Annotated in this window: 21 protein-coding genes; 13 read left to right on the top strand and 8 right to left on the bottom strand. The window is 73.0% G+C overall.

What is annotated here, in order from left to right; translation table 11 throughout:
• The 7 genes from G407_RS0103740 to G407_RS0103710 all read left to right on the top strand — a co-directional run.
• Positions 1–1,460: DUF294 nucleotidyltransferase-like domain-containing protein (locus G407_RS0103740; protein ID WP_029029738.1), on the top strand; the 1,460-nt coding region annotated here is incomplete at its 5' end.
• 24 nt (positions 1,461–1,484) lie between these two features.
• A complete protein-coding gene (locus G407_RS0103735; protein WP_029029737.1) occupies positions 1,485–2,015 on the top strand; it encodes a hypothetical protein in 531 nt (176 codons plus the stop codon).
• 73 nt (positions 2,016–2,088) lie between these two features.
• A complete protein-coding gene (locus tag G407_RS0103730; RefSeq protein ID WP_052340908.1) occupies positions 2,089–2,460 on the top strand; it encodes a response regulator transcription factor in 372 nt (123 codons plus the stop codon).
• A 301-nt stretch (positions 2,461–2,761) separates the two neighbouring features.
• Positions 2,762–4,906, top strand: a complete 2,145-nt coding sequence (locus G407_RS25530; RefSeq protein ID WP_052340907.1) for a 3'-5' exonuclease — start codon at positions 2,762–2,764, stop codon at positions 4,904–4,906.
• 176 nt (positions 4,907–5,082) lie between these two features.
• Positions 5,083–6,063: an aliphatic sulfonate ABC transporter substrate-binding protein gene (locus G407_RS0103720; RefSeq protein ID WP_029029735.1), complete on the top strand. Its 981-nt coding sequence runs from the start codon at positions 5,083–5,085 to the stop codon at positions 6,061–6,063.
• Positions 6,060–6,944, top strand: a complete 885-nt coding sequence (locus G407_RS0103715) for an ABC transporter permease (RefSeq protein ID WP_029029734.1) — start codon at positions 6,060–6,062, stop codon at positions 6,942–6,944. Before G407_RS0103720 ends, G407_RS0103715 begins: the two co-directional genes overlap by 4 nt.
• A 33-nt stretch (positions 6,945–6,977) precedes the next feature.
• Complete coding sequence (locus G407_RS0103710) at positions 6,978–7,754, top strand: ABC transporter ATP-binding protein (RefSeq protein WP_029029733.1); 777 nt, start codon at positions 6,978–6,980, stop codon at positions 7,752–7,754.
• 330 nt (positions 7,755–8,084) lie between these two features.
• Here the strand turns inward: G407_RS0103710 and G407_RS25525 are convergent, their stop codons facing one another.
• Positions 8,085–8,708 (bottom strand): TetR/AcrR family transcriptional regulator, encoded by a 624-nt coding sequence (locus G407_RS25525; RefSeq protein WP_052340906.1) that lies wholly within the window; start codon positions 8,706–8,708, stop codon positions 8,085–8,087.
• A 136-nt stretch (positions 8,709–8,844) separates the two neighbouring features.
• Here G407_RS25525 and G407_RS0103700 point away from each other — a divergent pair, with 136 nt between their 5' ends.
• Positions 8,845–9,987 carry an efflux RND transporter periplasmic adaptor subunit gene (locus tag G407_RS0103700; RefSeq protein WP_029029732.1) on the top strand — a complete coding sequence of 381 codons (1,143 nt, stop codon included), beginning with the start codon at positions 8,845–8,847 and terminating at the stop codon, positions 9,985–9,987.
• A 1-nt stretch (position 9,988) separates the two neighbouring features.
• Complete coding sequence (locus tag G407_RS0103695; RefSeq protein WP_029029731.1) at positions 9,989–13,099, top strand: efflux RND transporter permease subunit; 3,111 nt, start codon at positions 9,989–9,991, stop codon at positions 13,097–13,099.
• 33 nt (positions 13,100–13,132) lie between these two features.
• On the opposite strand, the gene G407_RS0103690 is transcribed toward G407_RS0103695, so the two are convergent.
• Positions 13,133–13,840, bottom strand: coding sequence for an SDR family NAD(P)-dependent oxidoreductase (locus G407_RS0103690; protein WP_029029730.1), 708 nt, complete (start codon positions 13,838–13,840; stop codon positions 13,133–13,135).
• 206 nt (positions 13,841–14,046) lie between these two features.
• Between G407_RS0103690 and G407_RS0103685 the strand changes: the two genes are divergently transcribed.
• A complete protein-coding gene (locus G407_RS0103685) occupies positions 14,047–14,379 on the top strand; it encodes a hypothetical protein (protein WP_029029729.1) in 333 nt (110 codons plus the stop codon).
• Between the two features lie 10 nt (positions 14,380–14,389).
• Positions 14,390–14,596, top strand: coding sequence for a hypothetical protein (locus G407_RS0103680; protein ID WP_029029728.1), 207 nt, complete (start codon positions 14,390–14,392; stop codon positions 14,594–14,596).
• Between the two features lie 78 nt (positions 14,597–14,674).
• On the opposite strand, the gene ettA is transcribed toward G407_RS0103680, so the two are convergent.
• Both ettA and G407_RS0103670 read right to left on the bottom strand, forming a co-directional pair.
• Positions 14,675–16,327 (bottom strand): energy-dependent translational throttle protein EttA, encoded by a 1,653-nt coding sequence (gene ettA, locus G407_RS0103675; protein WP_029029727.1) that lies wholly within the window; start codon positions 16,325–16,327, stop codon positions 14,675–14,677.
• A gap of 137 nt (positions 16,328–16,464) precedes the next feature.
• Positions 16,465–18,378 carry a PhoX family protein gene (locus G407_RS0103670; RefSeq protein WP_029029726.1) on the bottom strand — a complete coding sequence of 638 codons (1,914 nt, stop codon included), beginning with the start codon at positions 18,376–18,378 and terminating at the stop codon, positions 16,465–16,467.
• 288 nt (positions 18,379–18,666) lie between these two features.
• Here G407_RS0103670 and G407_RS0103665 point away from each other — a divergent pair, with 288 nt between their 5' ends.
• Positions 18,667–19,971: a UDP-glucose dehydrogenase family protein gene (locus tag G407_RS0103665; protein WP_029029725.1), complete on the top strand. Its 1,305-nt coding sequence runs from the start codon at positions 18,667–18,669 to the stop codon at positions 19,969–19,971.
• Between the two features lie 85 nt (positions 19,972–20,056).
• Positions 20,057–20,845 carry a 3'(2'),5'-bisphosphate nucleotidase CysQ gene (gene cysQ / locus G407_RS0103660; protein WP_029029724.1) on the top strand — a complete coding sequence of 263 codons (789 nt, stop codon included), beginning with the start codon at positions 20,057–20,059 and terminating at the stop codon, positions 20,843–20,845.
• Here the strand turns inward: cysQ and G407_RS25520 are convergent.
• Genes G407_RS25520 through G407_RS0103640 form a run of 4 tightly spaced genes read right to left on the bottom strand, consistent with a single transcriptional unit; the run spans position 20,831 to position 25,581 of the window.
• A complete protein-coding gene (locus tag G407_RS25520) occupies positions 20,831–21,640 on the bottom strand; it encodes a FadR/GntR family transcriptional regulator (RefSeq protein WP_052340905.1) in 810 nt (269 codons plus the stop codon). The two genes, cysQ and G407_RS25520, sit on opposite strands and share 15 nt — an antisense overlap.
• Complete coding sequence (locus tag G407_RS0103650) at positions 21,627–22,634, bottom strand: ABC transporter ATP-binding protein (RefSeq protein ID WP_029029723.1); 1,008 nt, start codon at positions 22,632–22,634, stop codon at positions 21,627–21,629. Before G407_RS0103650 ends, G407_RS25520 begins: the two co-directional genes overlap by 14 nt.
• A gap of 14 nt (positions 22,635–22,648) precedes the next feature.
• The gene (locus G407_RS25515) at positions 22,649–24,637 is read right to left on the bottom strand and encodes a dipeptide/oligopeptide/nickel ABC transporter permease/ATP-binding protein (RefSeq protein WP_084327271.1); all 1,989 of its coding nucleotides are present in this window, start codon (positions 24,635–24,637) and stop codon (positions 22,649–22,651) included.
• Positions 24,634–25,581, bottom strand: a complete 948-nt coding sequence (locus G407_RS0103640) for an ABC transporter permease (RefSeq protein WP_029029722.1) — start codon at positions 25,579–25,581, stop codon at positions 24,634–24,636. Before G407_RS0103640 ends, G407_RS25515 begins: the two co-directional genes overlap by 4 nt.
• Between the last annotated feature and the right edge of the window lie 275 nt (positions 25,582–25,856).

The raw sequence follows: 25,856 nt of genomic DNA, 5'->3' as shown, positions 1-25,856 counted from the left end.
CGACGGCCGCCCGCCGCGTCGCGCCGCGGGAGGTTCCCGGGGAGAGCGGGCTCGCCGCGCCGCTCTCGGACGTAATGACCGCGAGCCCCGTCCGAGTCTCCCCGTCCACGTCGGTGCGCGACGCGGCCGCGCTGATGGCGGAGCGAGCGATCTCCTGCGTTCTCGTCACGGACGAGGCGGGGCGCCTCGTCGGCCTCCTGACGACCGGCGACCTGACGAGCCGCGTCGTCGCCCGGGGCCGCTCGGCGGATATTCCCGTCGCGGAGGCGATGACGCGCGATCCCGTGACGCTCGCCCCCGACGCGCTCGTCTACGACGCCATGGTGCTGATGTCCGAGCGCGGCTTCGGCCATCTGCCGATCGCGCGCGGGGGTCACGCGGAGGGCATCCTCACGCGCACGAACCTCGTGCGCCGCCAGACGATCTCGGCCATGTACATGCTGGCGGACATCGCCAAGGCGGCGGACGTGCCGGCGCTCGCGGGCATCGTGGCGAAGCTGCCGGAGCTGCTCGTCCAGCTCGTCGGCTCGGGGATGCCGCCCCAGCGGGTCGGCCACGCGATCACCGGTGTCGCGGACGCGGTGACACGCCGGCTCCTCGCGCTCGCCGAGGCCCGGCTCGGACCCGCGCCGGTGCCCTGGCTCTGGCTCGCCTGCGGCAGCCAGGGGCGGCGCGAGCAGACCGGCGTCTCCGACCAGGACAATTGCCTCATCCTCGACGACGCCTACGACGAGGCCCGCGACGGCGTCTATTTCGCGGAGCTGGCGCGCCTCGTCTGCGACGGGCTCGACGCCTGCGGCTACTACTATTGCCCCGGCGAGATGATGGCGACGACGCCGCGCTGGCGCCAGCCGCTCGCGGTGTGGCGCTCCTACTTCGCCGGCTGGATCGCGAAGCCGGACCCGATGGCGCAGATGCTCGCCTCCGTCATGTTCGACCTGCGCCCGATCGCGGGGGAGGCGAGCCTGTTCGAGGGTCTCCAGGGCGAGACGCTGGCGGCCGCGCGCAAGAACAGCATCTTCCGCGCCCACATGATCGCGAACTCGCTCAAGCACACGCCGCCGCTCGGCCTGTTCCGCGGCTTCGCGCTGATCCGCTCGGGGGAGCACAAGGACGCGGTCGACCTGAAGCACTCGGGCGTCGTCCCCATCGTCGACCTCGCGCGCGTCTACGCGCTCGACGGTGCCATCGCCGCCGTCAACACCCGCGAGCGGCTCCTCGCCGCGCGCGGGGCGGGCACCCTGTCCGAGAGCGGGGCGGCCGACCTGATCGACGCCTACGATCTCGTCTGCGAGACGCGGCTCTCGCACCAGGCGGCGCAGGTGCGCGCCGGCACGAAGCCGGACAACTTCCTGAAGCCGTCGAGCCTCTCGGCGCTCCAGCGCAATCATCTCAAGGACGCCTTCGGCGTCGTGAAGGGCCTCCAGGCCGCGCTCGCCCACGGGCGATCGGCGGCCTGAGGCGCAGGCGGGAACGAACGGTCCATGTGGTTCAACCTGATAGCGGTCCTGGTGCTGGGCGTCGCGGTGGCGGGCGTGGTGATGCTCGCCTTCAAGGTGGTGGGGCAGAAGCCGCCGCGCTGGATCCTGCCCCTGATGGCGGGCGCGGCGATGATGACCTACACGCTCTACAACGACTATTCCTGGTTCTCCCGCACCGCCGGCGCCCTGCCGGGGACGGTGACCGTGGCGCGCACCTACGAGCAGACGCATCCGCTCCAGCCCTGGACCTACCTCGTCGCGCCGGTGAACCGCTTCGTCGCCGTCGGCAACGTCGTCGCCGCGCCCGGCGACACCGGCTACCGGCTCGCCGAGGTCCACCTGCTCCAGCGCTACGTGCCCACCGCGACCGCGGCGATGGTGTTCGACTGCGCGGGCGGGCGGCGCGCGGATCTCGTCGACCTCGACGGCTTCGACGCGAGCGGCCAGCCGATCGGCGGCGAGTGGCGCACGCTCGCCGACGACGATCCGCTGCGTGCGGTCGTGTGCGGGACCGGCGGGACGCCGAGCGCGTGACACGCGAGGGGCGAGCGCGGGGTCAACCGCGCCGCTCGTGACGATCGCCCGGGGAGGGCGCGAGGAGGAGGCGATGGTGGCGAGACGCGTTCTCGTCGCCGAGGACGAGGAGCCGATGCGTGCCGCCCTGGCGCGCCTCCTCGTCGCGGCGGGGCACGATGTCGAGACGGCGGCCGACGGCGAGGCGGCGCTCGCGGCCCTGCGGCGAGCGCCGTTCGGCTGCGCCGTCCTCGACGCGATGCTGATCGGCCGCGACGGCTACGACCTCTGCCGCGCCGTGCGCGCCGACCCGGCGCTCGCCGGCATCCGGATCGTGCTGACGAGCCCGCGGGGCCGGCCGGTCGACCGCGAGAAGGCGCGCGCGCTGGGCGCCGACGCGATGCTGACCAAGCCCTTCGGCTTCGCCGACCTCGTGGCCGCCTTGGCGGACGGGAGGGAGGGATGAGCGTTGGGCCTCGCGCACCACGGCAGGCGGAGCGGCCGGAGTTTCGGCCCTTCGTCCTTCCCTGTAGGGGAAGGTGGCGCGCAGCCGAAGGCTGCGTGACGGATGGGGCGCGGCGCGCAGCGACGCGTTCCGCGAAGCGGAAGTGGTGGTGCCCTCGGCCGCGGGTCGGCTTCGGCTTCGCCGAACGCGCGTGCCGCGCGCCCCATCCGTCTCGGCGCTGCGCGCCGATCCACCTTCCCCTACAGGGAAGGAGAACATTCACGTCGGGCCTCGATGCGCGGAGACCGTCGGAGGCGGCGCCATGAACCCCGCCCGCTGGTCCCTGCGCGTCCGAATCTTCCTGTTCTTCGCCCTGATCGCGCTCGGGGCCGGGGCGGGGATCGTGGGGGCGCTGGTCTACCTGGAACGGGCTCTCGCGCCGCAGACGGCGGCGCCGCTGGTGCTGGCGGGGCTCGTCGCGATCGGAGTGACGGTCGGGCTCACGACCTGGGTCTGGCTCAAGTTCGACGAGCACGTGGCGCGCCCCCTCGTCGCCATCGCCGCCGACGTGCGCGCCGCCGTCCACGCCCGCGCCGCGCGCAAGCCGCCCTCGCTGCAGCGGGGCCGCTACCTCGGTGTCCTCGCCCCCGCGGTGGCCGAGTTCACGCAGGCGCTGGACGAGGCGCGGCTCGAGGTGGACGCGGCGGTCGCGGCGGCGACCGCGGAGGCGGATCGGCAGACGCGCAACCTCGAGATCGTCCTGCGCGACCTGCGCCAGGGCGTCGTCATCTGCACGCTCGCCCACAAGGTGACGCTCTACAACCGGCGCGCCCAGGAGATCCTCGGCGCCTGCGGCGAGATCGGCCTCGACCGGCCGCTGACCGAGGTGCTCTCCGGCCGCGTGCTCGCCCACACGCTGGAGCGGCTCGAGGACCGCTTCCGCACCGGCCGACACCAGATCCACCGCGACGGCCTCACCACGACCCTCGTCGGCGCGACCGCGAAGGAGAACGCCCGCATCGTCGGGCGCATGTCGCTGATGCTCGACCCCGACGGGGCGCGGCCCACCGGCTACGTGCTCTCCTTCGAGGACGTGACGAACGATCTCGCCGCCGGCGTCTGGCGCGACCGGCTGCTCCAGGACGGCATCCGCGACATGCGCGAGCGCGTCGCCGCCCTGGCTCTCGCCGGCGAGCTCATCGCGCGCCAGGAAACGCCCGACCCGGAGGACGTCGCCTTCGCCCGCGATCTCCTGCGCCGCGAGCCGGCCGAGCTCGGCGATCGGCTCGACCGGCTCGAGGAGGCGGCGTCCGATCTGGTCTCCGGCGCATGGCCGATGGCGACGACCCATTCGCCGACGCTGTTCCAACTCGTGCGCGTGCGCCGCTCGGAGGGGCGCGACCTCGTCTTCGAGACGCACGGGGAGCCCGCCTGGCTGCGCTGCGATTCCGCCTCGGTGACGGCGCTCGTGGAGCATCTCCTCAACCGCATCGCCGTGCACGCGGGAACGGAGGCGTTTCGCCTCTCCGCCTCGGCGGAGAACGGGCGCGTGCGCCTCCTCGCCTCCTGGACGGGCGAGGCGCCGGCGCCCGCCACCGTCGAGGCCTGGCTCTCGGAACGCCTGGAGGACGGAGCGGGGGCCGTGACCGGGCACGACGTGCTCGCGCGCCACCGCACGGACCTCTGGTGCGTGCCCGACCCGGCCGCGCCGGGCCGCGCGCGCCTCGAGCTGCCGCTCGCGGCGGCGCGCGAGGAGGACCTCCCGATCGCCAAGGCGCCGGTGCCCGTGCCGGAGCGGGCGGAGTTCTACGATTTCGGCCTCCTCGGCGGTCTCGCGCCGACGCCGCTCGACGATCGCCCCCTGCGCGCGCTCACCTTCGTCGTGCTCGACACCGAGACGACCGGCCTCGACCCGGCGCGGGACGCGCTGTGCTCGATCGCCGGCGTGCGTGTCGTCAACAACCGGCTGATCACGGGGGAGCTCTTCGACGTCCTCGTCGATCCCGGCCGGCCGATCCCGGCGGCGTCGAGCCGGGTGCACGGCATCACCGACGCCATGGTGGCGGGCGCCGAGCCCGCGAGCGTGGTGCTCGCGCGGTTCCGCGGCTTCGTCGACGAGGCCGTCCTCGTGGCTCACAACGCCGCCTTCGACCTCGCCTTCCTCAGGCGCGGGGAGGGGGCGGCGGGCGTGTCCTTCACCGGCCCGGTGCTCGACACGGTGCTGCTCGGCGCGCACCTCTTCGGCACGCAGGAGAGCCTGACGCTCGACGCGCTCGCCGAGCGCTTCGGGGTCGTGATCCCGCCCGAGGCGCGCCACACCGCGCTCGGCGACGCGCGGGCCACCGCGCGGGTCCTGCTCGGGCTCATCCCGCTGCTCGAGGCCGACGGCGTGCGCACGCTGCGCGATGCGCTCGCGGCCTCCGACAAGCAGGCACGGCTGCGGCGGCGGATGGCGGCGCAGGGATGAGAGCGAAAATACGTGTGGTAATGTGAAATATGATAATCCACACCTGGGCTATTGACGTCGCCTCGGATCGTTCGTTATACCGAACGAGATGCCGCTCGGCACCCCGCGCCGAGCCGGTTCGCGCCCGCCCCGTTCACGGGGTTACCGCAGACCCGTTTCCATCCGAGGACCGCCCGATGACGCTCAATCGCCGCACACTCCTCTCCGCCCTCGGCGCCGGCCTCGCCGCCCCGTTCGTGCTGACGAACCGGTCCGTCGCGCAGGACGCGCCCGGGCGGATCACGGTGGACTACGCCACCTACAACCCGGTCAGCCTGCTGCTGCGCGAGCGCGGCTACCTCGAGGAGGCGCTCGCGGCCGACGGGATCGACGTGCGCTGGGTGCAGACGCTCGGCTCCAACAAGGCGCTCGAGTTCCTCAACGCCGAGGCCATCGACTTCGGCTCGACGGCGGGCGCGGCCGCGCTGGTGGGGCGGCTCAACGGCAACCCGATCCGCACGATCTACCTCTACTCGCGCCCGGAATGGACCGCCCTCGTCACCCGTCCCGACACCGGCATCGCCACCGTGGCGGATCTCGCCGGGCGCCGCGTCGCCGTGACCCGCGGCACCGATCCGCACATCTTCCTGGTGCGTGCGCTGGCCGGCGCCGGCCTGACCGAGCGCGACGTGCGCCTCGTCCTCCTCCAGCATCCGGACGGGCGGCTCGCGCTCGAGCGCGGCGACGTCGACGCCTGGGCCGGGCTCGACCCGATGATGGCGGCGGCCGAGCTCGAGAGCGGGGCCCAGCTGTTCCACCGCGACCCCGCCGCGAACACGTTCGGCACCTTGAACGTCCGCGAGAGCTTCGCGCAGGCGCATCCGCAGATCGTCGAGACCGTGCTCGCCGCCTACGAGCGCGCCCGCGCGGAGGCGCTCGCCGACCCGGCCGCGCTCGCCGCGGTGCTCGGCGAGTTCACCCGCCTGCCGCCGGAGATCGTCGCGCGCCAGCTCGAGCGCACCGACATCACGGACCCGGTCCTGGGCGCCGCCGAGCGCGAGACCATCCGCGCGGCGGGCGTTGCGCTCGTCGAGGCCGGCGTGCTGCCGGAGGGCTCGGACATCGACGCCACGCTCGACGCGCTGATCGACACGAGCTTCACGGTGGCCGCGCGATGAGCGCAGGGGAGGGGAGCCTCGCGGCGCGCGCGCAGGACGCGGTTTCCGGAGAGGTTTCTGGCGACGCGCCTGCGTCCGCCGCGCGCCGCCTCTCCCGGCGGCTGCCGCGGCTCGGGATCTCGCGGACGCTGGCGCTCGCACTGGCGCTGCCGCTCGCGGCGGCGCTCGGGTGGGAGGCCGCGGTCGCCGCGGGGCTGGCGCAGGGGCGGCTGCTGCCGCCGCCCTCGCGGGTGCTCGCCACCTTCGCCGACCTCCAGGCTCGCGGGGAGCTCGTGCTCCACGTCGCGACGACGCTGTGGCGCGTCCTCGTCGGCTTCGGCCTCGGCGCCGGTGCGGGGCTCCTGCTGGGCGCCCTGTGCGGCGCGAGCCGGCCCGCCCGCGAGACGCTGGACCCGACGCTCCAGGCCCTGCGGGCGATCCCCTCCATCGCCTGGGTGCCGCTGTTCATCCTGTGGCTCGGCATCTTCGAGGCGTCGAAGGTGGCGCTGATCGCGGTGGGCGTGTTCTTCCCCGTCTATCTCGGGGTGTGCGACGCGATCCGCTCGATCGACCGCAAGCTGCTCGAGGTCTCGCGCGTCTTCCGGCTCTCGCGGGTCGAGACGGCGCGGCGCATCCTCGTGCCCGCCGTGCTGCCGGAGACGATCACGGCGCTGCGCTCGGGTCTGGGGCTCGGCTTCATGTTCGTGGTGGCGGCCGAGTTCATGGGCGCCTCGGAGGGGCTCGGCTACCTCCTCGTCGACGGCCAGCAGATGGGCAAGCCCGACCAGATCCTCGCCGCCATCGTCGCCTTCGCGCTGCTCGGCAAGGCCTGCGACCTCGTGCTCGTCGCCGCCACGCGCCCCCTCGTCGCCTGGCAGGACGTCGCCCGCGACCGCCTCTGAACAAGAGCCTCGGACCAAGACCGGAGATCCGCCATGCTCGCGATCGAGCGCCTCTCGAAGACCTACGCCGACGGCAAGCGCGCGCTCGCCGAGGTCGACCTCGACGTGCGCCGCGGCGAGATCGTCGCGATCGTGGGCGGCTCGGGCTGCGGCAAGACCACCCTGATGCGCCTCCTCGCCGGGCTCGACCGGCCGAGCGCTGGGACGATCGCCATCGACGGCGAGCCGGTGCGCGATCCGCATCCGAAGATCGGTGTCGTCTTCCAGGAGCCGCGGCTGCTGCCCTGGCTCGACGTCGCCCGCAATGTCGGCTTCGGGCTTTCCCGCCTGCCCGCGGCCGAGCGGGCGGCGCGGGTGGCGGACGCGCTCGCGCGGGTCGGCCTCTCCGAGCACGCCGAGCGCCTGCCGCGGGACCTCTCCGGCGGCCAGCAGCAGCGCGTCGCCATCGCCCGCGCCTTCGCCGCCGGGCCGGAGGTGCTGCTCCTCGACGAGCCCTTCTCGGCGCTCGACGCCTTCACCCGCGCCGACCTGCACGCGCATCTCCTGTCGCTGTGGAAGGCCACCGGGCTGACGATCGTCATCGTCACGCACGACGTCGCGGAGGCGGTGATGCTGGCCGACCGGGTGATCGTCATGCGCCCCGACCCCGGACGCATCCACGACGAGATCGAGGTGCTGCTGGCGCGCCCCCGCGAGCGCGCGAGCCCCGGCGTCGAGGCGGTCTCGCGCACCCTCTACGCCGCCCTGGACGAGGCCCGCCGCCCGGCGGCACGGGAGAGCGAGCAGGAGCCGGCGGGGCTGTGGTGGTGAAGAGACCGCCTGTCGCGAAGCCCGCTCGAGCAGCGCCGTGGAGACTGCTCGACGGGCGCGCCGATCCTTCTCCTTCCCTGTAGGGGAAGGTGGCTCGGCGAAGCCGAGACGGATGGGGCGCGCGGGACGCGCGTTCGGCGCAGCCGAAAGTGACGGCCGAAGCCGGACGCCGTGGCTTCCGCTTCGCGGAACGCGTCGCTTTCGCGCCGCGCCCCGTCCGTCACGCCGCCTACGGCGGCGCGCCACCTTCCCCTACGGGGAAGGAGACAGCCGGCATCGGCACGCGGCGCACGTCCATTCCCATCCAGTGACAACGGCTCCCGAACCCGGCTAGACGTTTGCGCGCTGGGCGATCATCTCGGCGGCCAGCGCGATCTGGGCCTCGAAGGCGGCGCGGTCGGGCTCGTGGTCGAGGCCCATCACCAGGCGCAGGAAGGCGTGGCCCTGGACGAGCTGGAGGAAGGAGCCGGCGAGGAGAAAGACCTCCTCGGGGGGCAGCCGCGGCGCGTGCGCGGCGATGCAGCGGGCGATGCGCTCGCAGACCGGGATCACCGCGCCCTCGTAGAACAGCTTCGAGACATCCGGCGTGCGCTCGGCCTCCGACAGCGCCACCCGATAGGTGCCGAGCCGGCGCGGATGGGTGATCAGGTCGACGAAGGAGCGGCCGAGCGCGACGAGGTCCTCCTCGAGCGTCGCGCCGTGCCGCGTCGGCGCGTCGACGAGCGTGCCCCCGCAGATCTCCCGCAGCATGTCGCGGAACAGCGCGTCCTTGCTGCCGAAATGCCGGTAGACCGTCATCTTGCCGACGCCTGCGGCCCGCGCCACCTCGTCCATGCTGGCCGCGACGAAGCCGTCGCGCAGGAAGACGTCCTGCGCGCCCTCCAGGATGGCGCGCCGCTTCGCGGGATCGAGGCCGCGACCGGTCGCGGGATTGTTGGCGTTGGCGTGATCCATGGCCCTGCCTAGCACGTAGCTTCCCGGTTGACGAGACCGGTCGGTATCGTTTAATGCTGAACGAGACGATACGGTATCGTCTCGTTCAGCCGGCGATCTCATGCCGCCCGTTTGGTCCCGCCTCGGGGATTGTGCCATGCCAACGCGCCTGCGCCGTGTGCTTTCCATCGTGCTCCAGATCGGCGTCGTCGCCGCCGTGGGGGCGGGCGTCCTCGGCGGCGTCGGCGTCCTCCGGGATCGCGCGGACGCCCGCGCGGAGGCGGCACGCGCCGAGCCCGCGCCGCTGCCGGTGAGCGTGACGCGGCTCGTGCGCGAGGACGGCTACACGGTCGAGGACCGCTTCCTCGGGCGCCTCGAGCCCGCGCGGGCGGCGGACCTCGCCTTCGAACGGGCGGGCCTCGTCGTCGCGGTGTTGGTGGACGAGGGGGACGCGGTCGCGGCGGGCGCCCCGGTGGCGCGGCTCGACGTCGCCGCGCTCGAGGCCGAGCGCGCGCGGCTCGTCGCCCAGCGCGACCAGATCGCCGCCGCCCGCGACCTCGCCGGGCGCACGCTCGCGCGCCAGGAGGCGCTCGGCGATGCCGGGCACGCGTCGACCCAGCGGCTCGACGAGGCGCGCCTCGCCGCCGCCGTGGAGGCCGCGCGCGCGGCCGAGATCGCCGCCGCCATCGCACGGCTCGACATCGATCTCGACAAGGCGATCCTGCGTGCGCCGTTCGCCGGCACGATCGCGGCGCGCTCCGTCGACGAGGGCGCCGTCGTCGCGGCGGGCGCGCCGGTCGTCTCGCTGATGGAGAGCGCCGCGCCCATCGCCCGCGTCGGCCTCTCCCCGGAGGCGGCGGCGGCGCTCGCCCCCGCCGATCGCGTGCGGCTCGCGATCGGCGAGGAGAGCCTGCCGGCGCGGCTCGTCGCCCTGAGGCCGGATCTCGCCCCCGCGACGCGCACCGTCACCGCGCTGTTCGCGCCCGATCGTCCGCCGACGGCGGCCTTCGGCACGACGGTGGCGCTGCACCTGCCGCGCCGGGTGGAGACGCCGGGCTATTGGCTGCCCGTCGCGGCGCTCAGCGAGGGCCGGCGTGGGACGTGGAGCGTGCTGGTGGCGGAGGAGGCCGGCGGCGACGCGCCGGCGCGGGTCGTGCGCGAGGCGGTCGAGGTGCTCCACGTGGCCGACGAGCGCGCCTTCGTGCGCGGCACGCTCACCCCCGGTACCGCCCTCGTCGCCGGCGGCGCGCATCGCGTGACGCCCGGCCAGGCGGTCGTGCTCGCGCAGGCGGAGCGGTGAGATGGACACGCTCTTCTACCGCAGCCCGCGCCTGCTCTGGCTCGCGATCCTCACCGCGCTCGCGCTCGGCGCCGCCTCCCTCCTGACGATCGCGCGCCAGGAGGACCCGACCATCACGAACCTGTTCGCCACCATCGTCACGCCCTTCCCCGGGGCCGCGCCGGACCGGGTCGAGGCGCTGGTCACCGAGCCGATCGAGGCCGAGCTGCGCACCCTCGCCGAGATCGAGGTGATCGAATCGACCTCCGCCGCGGGCGTCTCGTCGGTGACGATCGAGCTCTCGCAGTTCCTCCCCGACGATCGGCTGGAGCAGGTCTGGTCGGAGGTGCGCGACGCCGTCGACGCGGCGGCGCGCCGCTTCCCGCCGGGCGTCGCGGCGCCGGTGTTCGACAACGACCGCGCCGGCGCGTTCACGGCGATCGTGGCGATCGTCCCGCGTGCGGGCGTCGAGGCGCCGCCCGCGATCCTGCGGCGCACCGCGGAGGAGCTTCGGGACCGGCTGCGGCGCGTGCCCGAGACGCGGCTCGTCGAGCTCTACGGCGCGCCCGACGAGGAGGTCGTCGTCACCCTCGACCCCGCCCGCCTCGCGGCGCTCGGGCTCACCGCCGCCGACGTCTCCCGCGCCGTCGCCGCCGCGGACGCGAAGGTGGCGGCGGGGCAGGTGCGCGGCGCCACCGGTGACCTCATCATCGAGGTCGCGGGCGCCATCGAGGATCTCGCCCGCGTGCGCGAGATCCCGGTCCGGCTCGGGGAGGAGGGCGCGAGCGTGCGCGTCGGCGATCTCGGGCGTGTGGAACGCACCGAGAGCACGCCGCCGGCGACGCTGGCGCTGTCGCGGGGCGACGCGGGCGTCCTCGTCGCGGCGCGCATGGAGGCGGACCGGCAGGTCGACGTCTGGTCGGCCGCGGTGCGCACGACGCTCGACGCCTTCCGCGCCGAGCTGCCCGCCGGACTCGCTGTGCACCTCGTCTTCGACCAGTCGGAGTACACTTCCGCGCGGCTCGGAGAGCTCGGCGCGAACCTCGCGCTCGGCGTCTCCCTCGTCGTCGCCGTGCTGCTGGTGACGCTCGGCTGGCGCGCGGCGCTGATCGTGGCGGTGGTGATCCCGCTCGCGGCGCTGGTCTCGCTCACGATCATGCAGCGTACCGGGATCGCGATCCAGCAGATGTCGGTCGCGGGCCTCATCGTGGCGCTCGGACTGCTCGTGGATGCCGCCATCGTGATGACGGACGAGGTGCGCCGGCGCATGGCCGACGGCGTCGCACCCGTCGCGGCGGTCGGCGCCTCCGTGCGGCGGCTCGCGGTGCCGCTCCTCGCCTCGACGGTGACGACGGTGCTCGCCTTCCTGCCGATGGCGCTCCTGCCGGGGCCGGCGGGAGACTTCGTCGGCTCGATCGCGCTCGCGGTCATCATCATGCTCTTCGCCTCGCTCGCGATCGCGCTGACGGTCACGCCCGCCTTCGCGGGCCGGCTGCTCGCCGGCCGAAGCGCCGGGGGCGGGGGGATGCTCGCGAACGGGGTCACCATCCCGGGCCTCGGTTCGCTGTTCGATCGCTCGATCGCGCTGGCGCTGCGCCACCGGCTCGCGGCGATTGCGGTGTCGCTGGCGCTGCCCGTGGCCGGCTTCCTGTCCTTCCCGACGCTCACCGCCCAGTTCTTCCCGGGCGTCGAGCGCGACCAGCTCTACGTCCAGGTGCTGCTGCCGGCGGGCACCGCCATCGGCGAGACCGCGCGCGTCGCCCGCGCGGCGGACGCGCTGATGGCGCGGGCGCCGGAGGTGGTCTCCACGCATTGGGTGATCGGCGAGAGCGCGCCGGCCTTCTACTACAATATGGAAGCGAACCGGGACGCGACGCCCCACTTCGCGGAGGCGCTCGTCTTCACGGCGAGCCCGGAGGAGACGGACATCCTCGTGCCGCGTCTCCAGGCCGCGCTCGACGCGGCGCTGCCGCAGGCGCAGATCCTGGTACGCGGGCTGGTGCAGGGACCGCCGGTCTCGGCGCCCCTCGAGATGCGCCTCGTCGGCCCCGATCTCGAGACCCTGCGCGCCATCGGGGCGCAGGCGCGCGCACTGATGGCGGACGTCCCGAGCGTGATCCATACCCGCGCGACGCTGGAGGGCGGCGCGCCCAAGCTGGTCTTCCGCCTCGACGAGGACGCGGTGCGTCTCGCCGGCCTCGACCTCGGCGCGGTGGCGGGCCAGCTCCAGGCGACGCTCGAGGGCACGACCGGCGGCTCGCTGCTCGAGGAGACCGAGGACCTGCCGGTGCGCGTGCGGGTAGGCGAGGGGACCCGCGGCGATCTCGCCGCGGTGCGCGCCCTCGACGTCCTTCCCGCCGGCGCGAACGCCGGGGGCCCGGCGCATCCCGGCGTGCCGCTCTCGGCGCTCGGCACGTGGGAGATGCTGCCCTCCGAGAGCCCGATCGCGCGGCGCGGGGGCGAGCGCATCAACGTGGTGCAGGGATACCTCGCCCACGGCGTCCTGCCCGAGGAGGCGCTCTCGGTGCTGCAGGCGCGGCTCGACGCGGGCGCGCTGACGCTGCCGGAGGGCTACCGGCTGGAGTTCGGCGGCGACAGCGACGCCCGCGCCGAGACGGTGCGCAATCTCGTCTCGACGCTCGGCCTCGTCGTCACGCTCACCGTGGTGACGATCGTGCTCACCTTCCTGTCGTACCGGCTGGCGCTGATCGCGGGCGTGGTGTGCGTGCTCTCCTTCGGCCTCTCGGTGCTCGCGCTCGCGGTGCTCGACATGCCCTTCGGCGTGCAGGCGCTGATCGGCGCGATCGGCTCGATCGGCGTGTCGATCAACGCGGCGATCATCGTGATCACGGCGATCCAGGAGGACGAGGCGGCGATGGCGGGGGACTTCGACGCCATGCGGGCGGTGGTGGTGCGCTCGGCCCGCCACATCGTCTCGACGACGATCACGACGGTCGGCGGCTTCCTGCCTCTGATCCTCGCGGGCGGCGGCTTCTGGCCGCCCTTCGCGGTGGCGATCGCCGGCGGCGTGCTGCTCTCGACCGTGGTCTCGTTCTACTTCACGCCGCCGATGGTCGCGCTGCTCGTGGCGCGGCGCCGTCCCCGCGCGGCGCTCGCCCCGGCCCCGGCCTGACGCGATCCGAGGCCGCCGGTGCCGCCGGCCACCTCAGAACGCCATCCGTCTTCCGTCCCAGTTCCAGAAGCCGCCCGCCGCCTGCGCGTCGAGCCCCTCGACGAGGCGCATCAGGCCCGCGACGCTCTCCTCGACCGCGATGTCCGCGCCGGGACCGCCCATCTCGGTGCGCACCCAGCCGGGATGGCAGGCGGCGACATGGATGCGCTCGGGGGCGAGGTCGGTGGCGAGGCCGCGGGCGATCGTGTTCGCAGCGGCCTTGGAGACCCGGTAGGGCATGGCGTTGGACTTCTGGTTCGTGCCCGCGCCCATCTGGCTCGAGATCACGAGCACCTTCGCCTCGCCGCGCGCCTGCGCCGCGCGGGCGAGCGCCGGCCGGAGGGCCTGGACGGTGCGCAGGACGCCGAGCACGTTGACGTCGAACACCTCCGCATAGGCGCCCGGATCGGAGTGCAGCGTGTCCGCCGTGCGCTCGCCCATGATGCCGGCGCAGGCGATCAGCACGTCGACCGGCGCGTCGCGCAGGGCCGCCGCGGCGGCCGCGAGGCTGTCGGTGTCGCGCACATCCGCCTCGAGCAGGACGAGCCGGCCCGAGCCGAGCGCATCGGCGAAGGTCGCGGGCGCACGCGTCGCATCGCGCATCGTGCCGATCACCTCGGCGCCGGCCCGGAGATAGGCCTCCGCCAGCCCGCGCCCGATGCCGCGGCCCACGCCGGTGATGAGGATCGTCCGGTCCATCATCCTGTGCCTCTTCGGTCGCGACGTCGCGCGTCGCGCCGGCATCATAGCCGCTTCGTCGCGCCGGTCATCCCGGCATTCCCGCCGACGACGATGGTTGTTGCTAAGCTTTACTATCAGGCGTTAAGCTTGTACGCTTGCCCGAGTTGCGTCGCGTAAGGTCGAAAGGTGGGGGTCTCGCTCATCCGGCGGACGAAGGGGACGCGCCGATGTCGAACGAATGGCAGTGCAACGAGCTGAAGTCGACCTATCAAGGGCACAATCGAAGGCTCGAGGCGAAGCGCAACGAGCTCGAGCAGCTCGAGCGACGGCGGTACGAGGACGAGCAGCGGGCCTACGAGCTCGAGAACCGTATCCAGGATCTCCAGTACAAGCTCGACGAGGCGAAGCGCGACCTCGCGCCGATCCGGCGGTCGCTGGAAGTCATCCGCCATCGCAAGCCCGACATCGAGTCCGAGATCCGGGACGTCGAGGCCGACAAGCACCGCATCGAGCGGCGCTGGAGCGAGCTCCAGTGCGAGGGCAGCCTCGGCGGCTGGTGAGGAGGGCGCGATGAGCTTCGCCGACTTCGGGCGCCGGCCCGGCTGGGCCGCCGAGCAGCGCCGCCTCGCGGCGGAAGAACGCCGGCGCATCCAGCGCGAGGCGGATGCCTACATCATGAAGCTTCGTCGCGAGACGATGGAGAAGCAGCAGCGGCTCTGGGACAAGCAGCGCGAGGAGTGGCAGCGCACGATGTTCCGGCGCTCGTACCGATATTGAGCACACGCCCGTCCTGGAGGCGCACGCAGCCGGAGCTGCGGGCGTCGAACGGCCCAGCCACCCGACGCCCCGCTGCCTTCAGCGCGAGAACTTCTTGTACTTGATCCGGTGCGGGATGGTCGAGTCGATCCCCAGCCGGCGCTTCTTGTCGTCCTCGTAGTCCTGGAAGTTGCCCTCGAACCACTCGACGTGGCTCTCGCCCTCGAAGGAGAGGATGTGGGTGGCGATGCGGTCGAGGAACCAGCGATCGTGGCTGATGATGACCGCGCAGCCGGCATAGTCCTCGAGCGCGTCTTCGAGCGCGCGCAGGGTGTCGACGTCGAGGTCGTTCGTCGGCTCGTCGAGCAGCAGCACGTTGGCCCCGGACTTCAGGATCTTGGCGAGGTGCACGCGGTTGCGCTCGCCGCCCGAGAGCACGCCGACCTTCTTCTGCTGGTCGCCGCCCTTGAAGTTGAAGGCGGCGCAATAGGCGCGCGAGTTCATCTCGCGCTTGCCGAGGTAGATCACCTCGTTGCCGCCCGAGATCTCCTCCCACACCGTCTTGTTGGCGTCGAGCGCGTCGCGGGACTGGTCGACGTAGCCGAGCTTCACCGTCTCGCCGACCGTGATCGTGCCGGAGTCGGGCGTCTCCTGGCCGGTGATCATGCGAAACAGCGTGGTCTTGCCCGCGCCGTTGGGCCCGATCACGCCGACGATGCCGCCGGGAGGCAGCTTGAAGGAGAGGTCGTCGATCAGCAGCCGATCGCCGTAGCCCTTGGTCAGGCTCTCGGCGTCGATGACGTTCTGGCCGAGCCGCTCCGCGATGGGGATGATGATCTGCGCGGTCGTCGGCCCCTTGTCCTGCGACTTGGCGACGAGCTCCTCGTAGCGGGCGATACGCGCCTTCGACTTGGTCTGGCGCGCCTTCTGCGACGCGGAGACCCACTCGCGCTCGCGCTCGATGGTGCGCTGGCGCGCCTCGTCCTCGCGGGATTCCTGGAGGAGGCGCTTCTGCTTCTGCTCCAGCCAGGAGGTGTAGTTGCCCTCGTAGGGGATGCCGCGGCCGCGGTCGAGCTCGAGGATCCAGCCCGTGACGTTGTCGAGGAAGTAGCGATCGTGGGTGACGATCAGGATCGCGCCCGGATAGGTGCGCAGGTGCCCCTCGAGCCAGGCCACCGTCTCGGCGTCGAGGTGGTTGGTCGGCTCGTCGAGCAGCAGCAGCTCGGGCTGGTCGAGCAGGAGCTTGCAGAGCGCGACGCGGCGGCGCTCGCCGCCCGAGAGCGAGCCGACATCCGCATCGTCCGGCGGGCAGCGCAGGGCGTCCATGGCCTGGTCGACCTTGGAGTCGAGGTCCCACAGGCCCTTCGCCTCGATCTCGTCCTGGAGCGCCGTCATCTCGTCGGCGGTCTCCTCGGAGTAGTTCATGGCGAGGTCGTTGTAGCGCTCGAGGATCGCCTTCTGCGCGGCGACGCCTTCCTCGACGTTCTGGCGCACGGTCTTCGAGGCGTCGAGCTGCGGCTCCTGGGGCAGGTAGCCGACCTTGGCGCCCTCGGCGACCCAGGCCTCGCCGTTCCACTCCTTGTCGAAGCCGGCCATGATCTTGAGCAGCGTCGACTTGCCGGCGCCGTTGGGGCCCAGCACGCCGATCTTCGCGTCCGGGTAGAAGGACAGATGGACGTTGTCGAGGACCTTCTTGCCGCCGGAATAGGTCTTCGAGAGACCCCGCATGTGATAGATGAATTGACGAGCCACGGCCGGGAAATCCTGTCGCGAAGGGTTCGGGGAGCGTGCGCGCAGGCTTATCAGGGCAGGGTGGCGGCGGCAAGGCGCGCGGCGGATGCGAGGCCGGCGCGGTTGCCCGCGCCGGCTCCTTTCGCGCGATGCCGGCCTCAGCCGACGAGGCCGTTGTCCTCGCGCTTGATGGCGATGACCGCCGAGCGCTCCGGCGAGCGGGAGTCCGGCCAGCCGCTGCCGGGGTGCTGGATCCCCACGAACATCGTGCGCAGGTCCGCCGACCAGGCGAGGCCCGTCACCTCGCAGCCCGTCGGGCCGGTGAGGAAACGCACGATCTCGCCGGTGACGGGGTCGCCCGCGAGCATCTGGTTGTTGCCCATGCCGGCGAAGTCGCCCTCGTTCGAGTCGTCGCCGTCCGTCTGGATCCAGACGATGCCGGACTGGTCGATCACCATGCCGTCGGGTGAGTTGAACAGGTTGCCCGCGTTCATGTTGGCCGAGCCGGCGTAGGCGCCCGAGTGGACGGTGGGGTTTCCGGCCATCACGTAGAGATCCCACGCGAAGCGCTCGGAGGCATGATCGTCGCCGTCGGGGCGCCAGCGGACGATCTGGCCGTAGCGGTTGGTCTCGCGCGGGTTCGGCGCGTTCACCGACATGACGTCCCCGCCCGCGTTGGCGCGCATCGAGCCGTCGTCGTTCTTGGCACCGCGGCGCGAGTTGTTGGTGAGGCAGCAATAGGCCTCAACCGCGACGGGATTCGTGGCGACCCATTCCGGGCGATCCATCGTCGTCGCGCCGACGGCCGAGGCGGCCATGCGGGTGAAGACCAGGATCTCGGCCATCTCCATGCCGGTCGACTCGGGCGTGAGCGCCACCCACTCGCCGGTCTGGTCGTCGTCGAAGCGCGCGGCGTAGAGCGTGCCGTCGTCGAGCAGGCCCTCGGTGGAGCCGCCCGGGGTGTAGGTGCCGTTCGAGACGAACTTGTAGAGATACTCGCCGCGCTCGTCGTCACCCATGTAGACCACCACGCGGCCGTCCGGCGCCAGCACGAGCTCGGCGTTCTCGTGCTTGAAGCGGCCGAGGCCGGTGTGCTTCACGGGCGTGCTCGTCGGGTCCGTGGGGTCGATCTCGACGACCCAGCCCTGACGGTGCGGCTCGTTGGGGTTCTTCGCCGTGTCGAAGCGCGCGTCGAACAGCTCGTACTGGTAGCGGCTCTCCTCCCCGATGCCGTAGCGGCGGTAGCCGGCGAGCACCTTCTCGTCGGCGGAGAGCGCTCCGGTCGCGCCGAAATAGCCGTTGAAGTTCTCCTCGCAGGTCAGGTAGGTGCCCCAGGGGGTCTTGCCCGAGCCGCAATTGTTGATCGTGCCCAGAACCATCGTCCCGGTCGGGTCGGCCTCCGTCCGGAGGAGGTCGTGCCCGGCTGCGGGGCCGGCGAGACGCATCTCCGTGCGATGATGGATGCGGCGGTTGAACGGGCTGTCCTTCACCACGGCCCAGCCGTCCGCGCCCTCGGCGATCTCCATGACTGTGACGCCCTGGAGGTTCTGCAGCTTGACGACCTCGTCCGCCGTCTTCGCCACGCCCTCGTTCTCCGCGGGGAGGTTCAGCTTCGGGTTGACGAATTCGTGGTTGATCGCGATGAGCTGGCGGCCCTGGAAGGAGAAGGTCTCCATGCCGTCCGTGTTCTCGCCGAACACCCGGTCGGAATGCTCGACCGAGCCGCCGCCCTGCCCGACGTCGTAGCCGTCCGCCGCGGAGGCGAGCGGGTCGCCCCAGGCCGCGAGGATGCGCCAGGAATAGCCGTCCGGAACGTGCACCGCGCCGTCCGTCTGCGCGGGGATCGGCGTGAAGGGGAAGCGCGAGGCGGCCTGCGCGAGCACGGACGTGGACGAGAGCAGGCCCGTCCCCATCGCGGCGGCGCCGGAGCCGAAGGCGAGCACCCCGCCCAGGAAGCCGCGGCGCGAGATGGCGCGCTCGACGACGCGGTCGAATTCGCTCTCGGCGGGGCGCGGGAAGTGCAGCTCGTCCCACTCGTCCCAGCTCAGCTTCGACTTGTCGATATCGGTCATGACGATGTCCTCCGGTTCGGATTGCAACCCTTCCTATGGGGACAGTGCGACGCTTCCGTGACCTCGGCCGAGCTCGCCCGCGCGAACCTCCGGCCGGTCGTCACGCCTCCGTCATGCTCGGCGACGATGCTCGCTCGACGGGCTCTGCGGCGCCGGTCGGCTCGCCGGCGAAACGAACGCCCGGGCTCGAGGCTTGTCAGTGCGAGAGCGCGCTTCTATCACCGGCCGGGCGTCCCGCGGCCGGTGGCACCGGCACACGGCGCGCCGCCAACGGAGGATGCTCCCGCCATGCGCGTCGCGATGATCGGCTCGGGCTATGTCGGCCTCGTCTCGGGGGCCTGCTTCGCCGATTTCGGCCACGAGGTCGCCTGTATCGACAAGGACCCGGCGAAGATCGCCGCGCTCGAGGCGGGACGGATGCCGATCTACGAGCCCGGCCTCGACGATCTCGTGCGCCGCACGGTCGCCCAGGGCCGGCTCGCCTTCGCCACCGACCTGACCGACGCGGTCGCCGCGGCCGACGCCGTCTTCATCGCGGTCGGCACGCCCTCGCGGCGCGGCGACGGGCATGCGGATCTCTCCTATGTCGTCGCTGCCGCGCGCGAGATCGCGCATGCCGTGCGCGGCTACACCGTGGTGGTGACGAAGTCGACCGTGCCGGTCGGCACCGGCGACGAGGTCGAGCGCATCATCCGCGAGGAGCGGCCGGACGCCGAGTTCGCGGTCGTGTCGAACCCCGAGTTCCTGCGCGAGGGCGCGGCGATCGCGGACTTCAAGCGGCCCGACCGGATCGTGGTCGGTGCCGAGGACGCCCGCGCGGCGGACGTGATGCGCGAGCTCTACCGGCCGCTCTACCTCAACCAGGCGCCGATCCTCGTCACCTCGCGGCGCACGGCCGAGCTGACCAAGTACGCCGCCAACGCCTTCCTCGCCACCAAGATCACCTTCATCAACGAGATCGCGGACCTGTGCGAGAAGGTCGGTGCCGACGTCCAGGACGTCGCCCGCGGCATCGGGCTCGACAACCGCATCGGCGCGAAGTTCCTGCACGCCGGCCCGGGCTACGGCGGCTCGTGCTTCCCGAAGGACACGCTCGCTTTGATCAAGACCGCGCAGGACGCGGAATGCCCGGTGCGCATCGTCGAGACGGTGGCGGCGGTCAACGACCAGCGCAAGCGCGCCATGGGCCGCAAGGTGATCGCCGCCTGCGGCGGCTCCGTGCGCGGCAAGCGGATCGCGGTGCTGGGGCTGACCTTCAAGCCCAACACCGACGACATGCGCGACGCGCCCTCCATCGCCGTGGTCCAGGCGCTGCAGGACGGCGGGGCCACGGTGGTCGCCTACGACCCGGAGGGCATGGAGCAAGCCCGGACCGTGCTCGACGACGTCGCCTACGCGCGCGACCCCTACGCCTGCGCCGAGGGCGCGGACGCGCTCGTCCTGGTCACCGAGTGGGACGCCTTCCGCGCGCTCGACCTGAAGCGCCTGCGCCGGGTCATGGCCGCGCCGGTCCTGGTCGACCTGCGCAACGTCTACCGCCCCGACGAGGTGCGCGAGGCGGGCTTCACCTATGCGAGCGTCGGGCGGGCCTGAGCGGGCGTGTCTTGCAACGCGCCGATGTCGCTCTAAGCTCGTCGATGCGGTTCGAGGTTGCGGGGGCGGGACGATGGCGCAGGCGATGCTCGAGGTGATGATCGCGGCGGCGCTCGCCGGCGGGCGGGCGATCCGCGCCGTGGTCGAGGCCGGTGAGACCGCCGTGCGCACCAAGGCCGACGCCTCCCCCGTCACCGCCGCCGACGAGGCGGCGGACGCGGCCATCGCGGCGATCCTCGGGCGCGCGGTGCCCGCGATCCCCATCGTCTCCGAGGAGAGCGCCGGCGAGAGCGCTCCGGCGCAGGCCGGGCGCTTCTTCCTGGTCGACCCGCTCGACGGGACCAAGGAGTTCGTCGCCGGCAGCGGCGAGTACACGGTCAACATCGCGCTCGTCGAGGAGGGCTGCGCCGTCGCGGGGGTGATCCACACGCCGGCGCTCGGGCGCATCTGTGTCGGCATGCGCGGGGAGGGGGCGCGGGAGGCGGACGTCGTCGACGGCGCGCCCTCAGCCTGGCGGGCGATCCGGGCGCGACCGGTCCCGGCGCACGGCCGGATCGCCGTCGCGAGCCGGCGGCATGCGGGTCCCGAGACGGAAGCCTGCCTCGACCGGCTCGCCGCGGCGACACGGATTTCCCGCGGCTCGTCCTTGAAGTTCTGCCTGCTGGCATCCGGCGAGGCCGACGTCTACCCGCGGCTCGCACCGACGATGGAATGGGACACCGCGGCGGGGCAGGCGATCCTCGAGGCTGCGGGCGGGCGGGTCGAGCGGCTCGACGGCACGCCGCTTCGGTATGGCGGCCCGTGGCGGGACGGCGCGCGACCCTGGGGCAACCCGCACTTCGTCGCCTGGGGCGCGCCCTCAGGGAGCGCGTGAGGGCGCGCCGCCGCCGCTGCCTCGGCGCGCGCGCAGGAAGGCGCGGCGCACGACCGCCTCCTCGGCCTCCATCACGCCCTCCGCGAAGCGCATGTGCGCCTCCATGACCGCCCGCGCGGCGTCGCGATCGCGGCTGCGCAGGGCGTCGATCAGCTCGAGCTGGTAGAGACGCCCGCGCTGGCGCAGCTCCGGGGAGGGGCGCTCGTAGATCGTGCGGCAGACCGCGAGCTCCTTGAGCAGCCGGATCGCGAAGCCGCAGGTGAAGGCGAGCAGCGGGTTCGGCGCCATCGAGACGAGCACGTCGTGGAACTCGAGCTCGGCGATCCACTGCCGTCGCTCCTCCTGCGCCCCGAAGGCGGGGCCCTCGTAGGGCGTCATGGCCGCGAGCAGGCGACGCACGTCGGCGTCGGTGGCGATCGCGGCGACGCTCGCGGCGAGATCGGGCTCCAGCCGCCTGCGGATCGCGTAGATGTCGCGGACGGTGAGATCCTTGAAGAAGAAGTAGTTGCCGAGCAGCTCCGAGGCGTGCTCGACCGACGGCTCCGCCACCTGCGCGCCGCCGGAGGGGCCGGTGCGGATGCGCAGCAGCCCCTGTGCCTCGAGCAGCTTGAGCGCCTCGCGCATGGTGCCGCGGCTGACGCGGAAGAGCGCGATCAGCTCGCGTTCCTGCGGCAGGCGATCGCCGGGCTCGAGCCCGCGCTCGTGGATCCAGCCCTTGATCGTCTCGGCGACGGCGGCGGTGCGGCCGCGCGGGCGCGCCGGCGGGGGGGCGAGCGTCTCGTCAGGCGGGGACATCGGCGTCGTCCGCGGGCAGGGGATGGATGCAGGCGGCCGCGCGGCCGGGGCCCATCGGCACGAGCGGTGGCGGGCTCGTTCGGCAATCGTCGCGCACGTTGGGGCAGCGCCCGGCGAAGGCGCAGCCCGGCGGCGGGCGGGTCGGGTCCGGCAGCTCCGCCTGCGGCGCGTCCGCCGCCGCCGCGCGCGCGCCGATGGTGGGGGCCGACGACAGGAGGAGGCGCGTATAGGGATGGCGCGGCGCGCGGAAGACGTCCTCCACCGGCCCGGTCTCGACCACGCGCCCGAAATACATCACCGCCACCCGCTCGGCGATCGCCTCGACGACCGCGAGGTCGTGGCTGATGAAGAGGTAGGTGAGGCCGAGCCGCGCGCGCAGGTCCGACAGGAGGTTCAGCACCTGCGCCTGGATCGACACGTCGAGGGCCGAGACCGGCTCGTCGAGCACGAGGATGCGCGGCTCGGCCGCGAGCGCCCGGGCGATGCCGATGCGCTGCGCCTGCCCGCCGGAGAACTCGTGCGGGTAGCGCTCGAGGAATTCCGGCCTGAGCGAGACGAGATCCATCAGCTCGGCGACGCGCCGCTCGCGGGCGGGGGCGTCGGCCTCGAGGAGATGGACGAGGGGCGCCTCCAGGATCCGGCGGATGGTCTTGCGCGGGTTGAGCGCGCTCGCGGGGTCCTGGAAGACGTACTGGATGGTGCGGCCGAAGGCCCGCGGCCCGGCCTTCGTCGCCTCGCCGAGGGTCTTGCCCTCGAGCGTGATCCTGCCCTGGCTGGGCGGGACGAGGCCGACCAGCATGCGCGCGAGGGTCGACTTGCCGCAGCCCGACTCGCCGACGATGCCCAGCGTCTCGCCCGGCGCGACCGACAGCGTGACGTCGCGCACGGCCTGGACCGTCGGTGCGCGCCCACCCAGCAGCCGGCGCGCGCCGCCGAAGGTCTTGCCGAGGCCGCTCGTCTCGAGGATCGGCCGGGTCTCCGCTGCGCCTGTCATGCCGCGCTCCCCGGTCATGCCGCGCTCCCCTCGCGGGCCTCGCGCATCACCTCGCCGGCGTAGAGGCAGCGTGCGGCGCGCCCGTCGGCGACGGAGATCGGCGGGATCTCGCCCTCGCGGCAAGCGCCCGTCGCGCGCGGGCAGCGCGGCGCGAAGGCGCAGCCGTCGGGCAGCGCGTCGACCGCAGGCGGCAGGCCGGGGATCGCGTCGAGCGCGCGCCTGCCGGAGCCGAGGATCGGCACGCAGGCGATCAGCCGGCGCGTGTAGGGATGCGCGGGCGCGGCCAGCACCTCGGCGGTGGGGCCCTCCTCGACGATGCGGCCGGCATACATCACCGCGACGCGGTCGCAGAGCTGCGAGACGACGCCGAAATCGTGGGTGATGAAGAGGAGGGCGAGGCCGTGCTCGCGCCGCAGCTCGTCGAGGAGCGCGAGGATCTGCGCCTGGACGGTGACGTCGAGCGCCGTCGTCGGCTCGTCGGCGATGATCAGGTCCGGCTCGTTGGCGAGCGCCATGGCGATGGCGACGCGCTGGCGCATGCCGCCGGAGAGCTCGTGCGGCAGCGCCTCGGCGCGATCCGCGGCGGCGGGAATGCGCACGCGCTCCAGGAGAGCGACGGCCTGCGTCCACGCTTCGGCGTGGGACGCCGGACGGTGGGCGCGGATCGCCTCCACGAGCTGGTCGCCGACCGAGAAGAGCGGGTGGAGCGTGCCGAGCGGGTCCTGGAAGATGTAGGAGACGCGCCCGCCGCGCAGCGCCCTGAGCTTCTCGCGCGGGAGCGACAGTACGTCCTCGCCCGCGCGCCAGACCCGGCCCGAGCGGATCACGCCGGGCGGGGAGGGGACGAGGCCGAGCAGCGAGAGCGCGGTGACGGACTTGCCCGAGCCGGATTCGCCGACGAGTCCGAGGCATTCGCCGCGGCGGATCGTGAAGGAGACGTCCTCGACGGCGCGCAGGACGCGCGCCCCGATCTCGAAGCGGGTCGAGAGCCGGCGCACGGCGAGCGCGTGGTCCCCCGTGGGCGCCGCCGCCGCGTCCGCGCCCTCGCTCTTCGGGCGGGCGATCCGAGTCACCGCCGATGGGCGGGCGAGCGCGCCGGCGGAGAGGCGCGGGTCGAGCGCATCGCGCACGCCGTCGCCGACCAGGTTGATGCTCATCACGACGAGGAAGATGGTGACGCCCGCGATCGTGGTGACGTGCGGTGCGGTGAGCATCACCTTGCGCCCCTCGCCGAGGATCGAGCCGAGATCCGCCTGCGGCGGCTGCGAGCCGAGCCCCAGGAAGGAGAGGCCCGCCGTCTCGAGGATCATCCAGCCGACGGTGGTCGACATGGTGATCACGATCACCGGCATGACGTTGGGCAGGATCTCGGAGACGAGGATGCGCCCGTGCCCCATGCCCGCCAGCCGCGCCGACTCGACGAAATCCTTGTGCGCGAGGCCCACCGTGACGCCGCGGATGTTGCGGGCGAAGAAGGGGATGTTGACCACCGCGACCGCGTAGAGCGCGTTGAGCAGCCCCGGCCCGAGCACGGCGACGATGGCGAGCGCGAGCAGGATGTAGGGAAACGCCATCAGCATGTCGATCGAGCGCATCAGGGCGTTGTCGAGCCTGCCGCCCGCGTAGCCGGCGACGAGGCCGATCGTCGAGCCGACGAGGGCCGCCACCAGCGTCGCCGCGACGCCCATCGAGAGCGACAGGCGCGTGCCCCAGACGAGCCGCGAGAGCAGGTCGCGGCCGAGCTCGTCGGTGCCGAGCAGGTGCCCGGGGGTGAGCGGCGGCAGCAGGCGGTTCGCCGGCGCCGTGGCGTTCGGGTCCGCGAGCGGAAGGATCGGCGCGAGGATCGCGACGGCGACGATGGCGCTCAGCACCACGAGGCCCACGCCCGCCAGGCGGTTGCGCAGGAGGAGCCGCAGGAAGGAGCGGCGCTCGCGCTTGCGGGGCGGCGCATCGAGGGCGTCGACGGGGGCCTCGACGGGGGCGGGGGCTGCGGCCGGCTTCATGTCTTCACCCGCGGGTCGACGAGACTCTGGAGCACGTCGACGAGGAGATTGATCAGCACGTAGCTCGCCGCCACCACCAGCACCCCGCCCTGCACGAGCAGGATGTCGCGCGTGGAGATCGCCTGCACCAGCATGCGCCCGATGCCCGGCCACTGGAACACGGTCTCGATGTAGACCGCGCCGCCGAGCACGAAGCCCGCCTGGATGCCGATGACGGGGATGATCGAGACGAGAGCCGCCTTGAAGGCGTGGACGTAGATCACGCGCCGTTCGGGCAGGCCCTTGGCGCGCGCGGTGCGGATGTAGTCCTGGCGCAGGACCTCGAGCATCGCCGAGCGCGTGAGGCGCGCGACGACCCCGGTCGCGACCGCCGCCAGCGTCACGGCGGGCAGGATCAGGTGGCGCAGGAGGTCGGGCAGGTCGCCGCCGCCGTAGATCGCATACATGCCCGACGCCGGCAGCCAGCGCAGCTCGACCGCGAAGAGGAGGATGAGCAGCAGCCCCAGCCAGAACGAGGGCATCGAGATGCCGACGAGCACCGCGAGCGTCACCGCCTTGTCGGCGAGCCCGTACTGCCGCACCGCGGAGACGATGCCGGCTAGGAGGCCGAAGATCGTGCACAGGACGAGCGCCGCGCCGGCGAGGATCGCGGTGGCCGAGAAGCGCTCCAGCACCTCGTCGAGGACGGGGCGGTTGAGCGAGTAGGAGCGGCCGAGATCGCCCTGCAGGAGGTTCGTCAGCCAGGTGACGTACTGCACCGGCAGCGGCTGGTCGAGGCCGAGCTGGGCGTTGAGCCGCGCCACGTTGTCGGGCGTCGCGTAGGCGCCGAGTATGGCGAGCGCCGGGTCGCCCGGGATCAGCGCCATGATGAAGAAGACGATGAGGGTGAGCCCGAACAGGATCGGCACCAGGGCGGCGACCCGCTTTGCGATGTAGAGGTGCATCCGCGCGGTCCTCCAGCTTCGCCGCCGATGGCGGCCGCCGACCGATGCTCCCCGTCCTCGAGGACATCGGTCGGATCACACGTGCACGGCGGGCGGGCGACCCTCGTCCTTCCCGGTAGGGGAAGGTGGATCGGCGCGCAGCGCCGAGACGGATGGGGCGCGCGGCACGCGCGTTCGGCGTAGCCGAAGGGCACCGGTGGCGACGGACACGTCGGCTTCCGCTTCGCGGAACGCGTCGCTCGCGCGCCGCGCCCCATCTGTCACCGGCTTCGCCG

Source organism: Salinarimonas rosea DSM 21201 (assembly GCF_000429045.1).
GTDB lineage: Bacteria > Pseudomonadota > Alphaproteobacteria > Rhizobiales > Beijerinckiaceae > Salinarimonas > Salinarimonas rosea.
The sequence above is the reverse complement of the archived record's forward strand: the minus strand, read 5'-3'. Positions and strand labels throughout refer to the sequence as shown.

Coding starts and splice junctions, on each gene's coding strand:
- G407_RS0103735 (WP_029029737.1), top strand. CDS start 1,485: ATGTGGTTCAACCTGATAGCGGTCCTGGTGCTGGGCGTCGCGGTGGCG.
- G407_RS0103730 (WP_052340908.1), top strand. CDS start 2,089: ATGGTGGCGAGACGCGTTCTCGTCGCCGAGGACGAGGAGCCGATGCGT.
- G407_RS25530 (WP_052340907.1), top strand. CDS start 2,762: ATGAACCCCGCCCGCTGGTCCCTGCGCGTCCGAATCTTCCTGTTCTTC.
- G407_RS0103720 (WP_029029735.1), top strand. CDS start 5,083: ATGACGCTCAATCGCCGCACACTCCTCTCCGCCCTCGGCGCCGGCCTC.
- G407_RS0103715 (WP_029029734.1), top strand. CDS start 6,060: ATGAGCGCAGGGGAGGGGAGCCTCGCGGCGCGCGCGCAGGACGCGGTT.
- G407_RS0103710 (WP_029029733.1), top strand. CDS start 6,978: ATGCTCGCGATCGAGCGCCTCTCGAAGACCTACGCCGACGGCAAGCGC.
- G407_RS25525 (WP_052340906.1), bottom strand. CDS start 8,708: ATGGATCACGCCAACGCCAACAATCCCGCGACCGGTCGCGGCCTCGAT.
- G407_RS0103700 (WP_029029732.1), top strand. CDS start 8,845: ATGCCAACGCGCCTGCGCCGTGTGCTTTCCATCGTGCTCCAGATCGGC.
- G407_RS0103695 (WP_029029731.1), top strand. CDS start 9,989: ATGGACACGCTCTTCTACCGCAGCCCGCGCCTGCTCTGGCTCGCGATC.
- G407_RS0103690 (WP_029029730.1), bottom strand. CDS start 13,840: ATGATGGACCGGACGATCCTCATCACCGGCGTGGGCCGCGGCATCGGG.
- G407_RS0103685 (WP_029029729.1), top strand. CDS start 14,047: ATGTCGAACGAATGGCAGTGCAACGAGCTGAAGTCGACCTATCAAGGG.
- G407_RS0103680 (WP_029029728.1), top strand. CDS start 14,390: ATGAGCTTCGCCGACTTCGGGCGCCGGCCCGGCTGGGCCGCCGAGCAG.
- G407_RS0103670 (WP_029029726.1), bottom strand. CDS start 18,378: ATGACCGATATCGACAAGTCGAAGCTGAGCTGGGACGAGTGGGACGAG.
- G407_RS0103665 (WP_029029725.1), top strand. CDS start 18,667: ATGCGCGTCGCGATGATCGGCTCGGGCTATGTCGGCCTCGTCTCGGGG.
- cysQ (WP_029029724.1), top strand. CDS start 20,057: ATGCTCGAGGTGATGATCGCGGCGGCGCTCGCCGGCGGGCGGGCGATC.
- G407_RS25520 (WP_052340905.1), bottom strand. CDS start 21,640: ATGTCCCCGCCTGACGAGACGCTCGCCCCCCCGCCGGCGCGCCCGCGC.
- G407_RS0103650 (WP_029029723.1), bottom strand. CDS start 22,634: ATGACAGGCGCAGCGGAGACCCGGCCGATCCTCGAGACGAGCGGCCTC.
- G407_RS25515 (WP_084327271.1), bottom strand. CDS start 24,637: ATGAAGCCGGCCGCAGCCCCCGCCCCCGTCGAGGCCCCCGTCGACGCC.
- G407_RS0103640 (WP_029029722.1), bottom strand. CDS start 25,581: ATGCACCTCTACATCGCAAAGCGGGTCGCCGCCCTGGTGCCGATCCTG.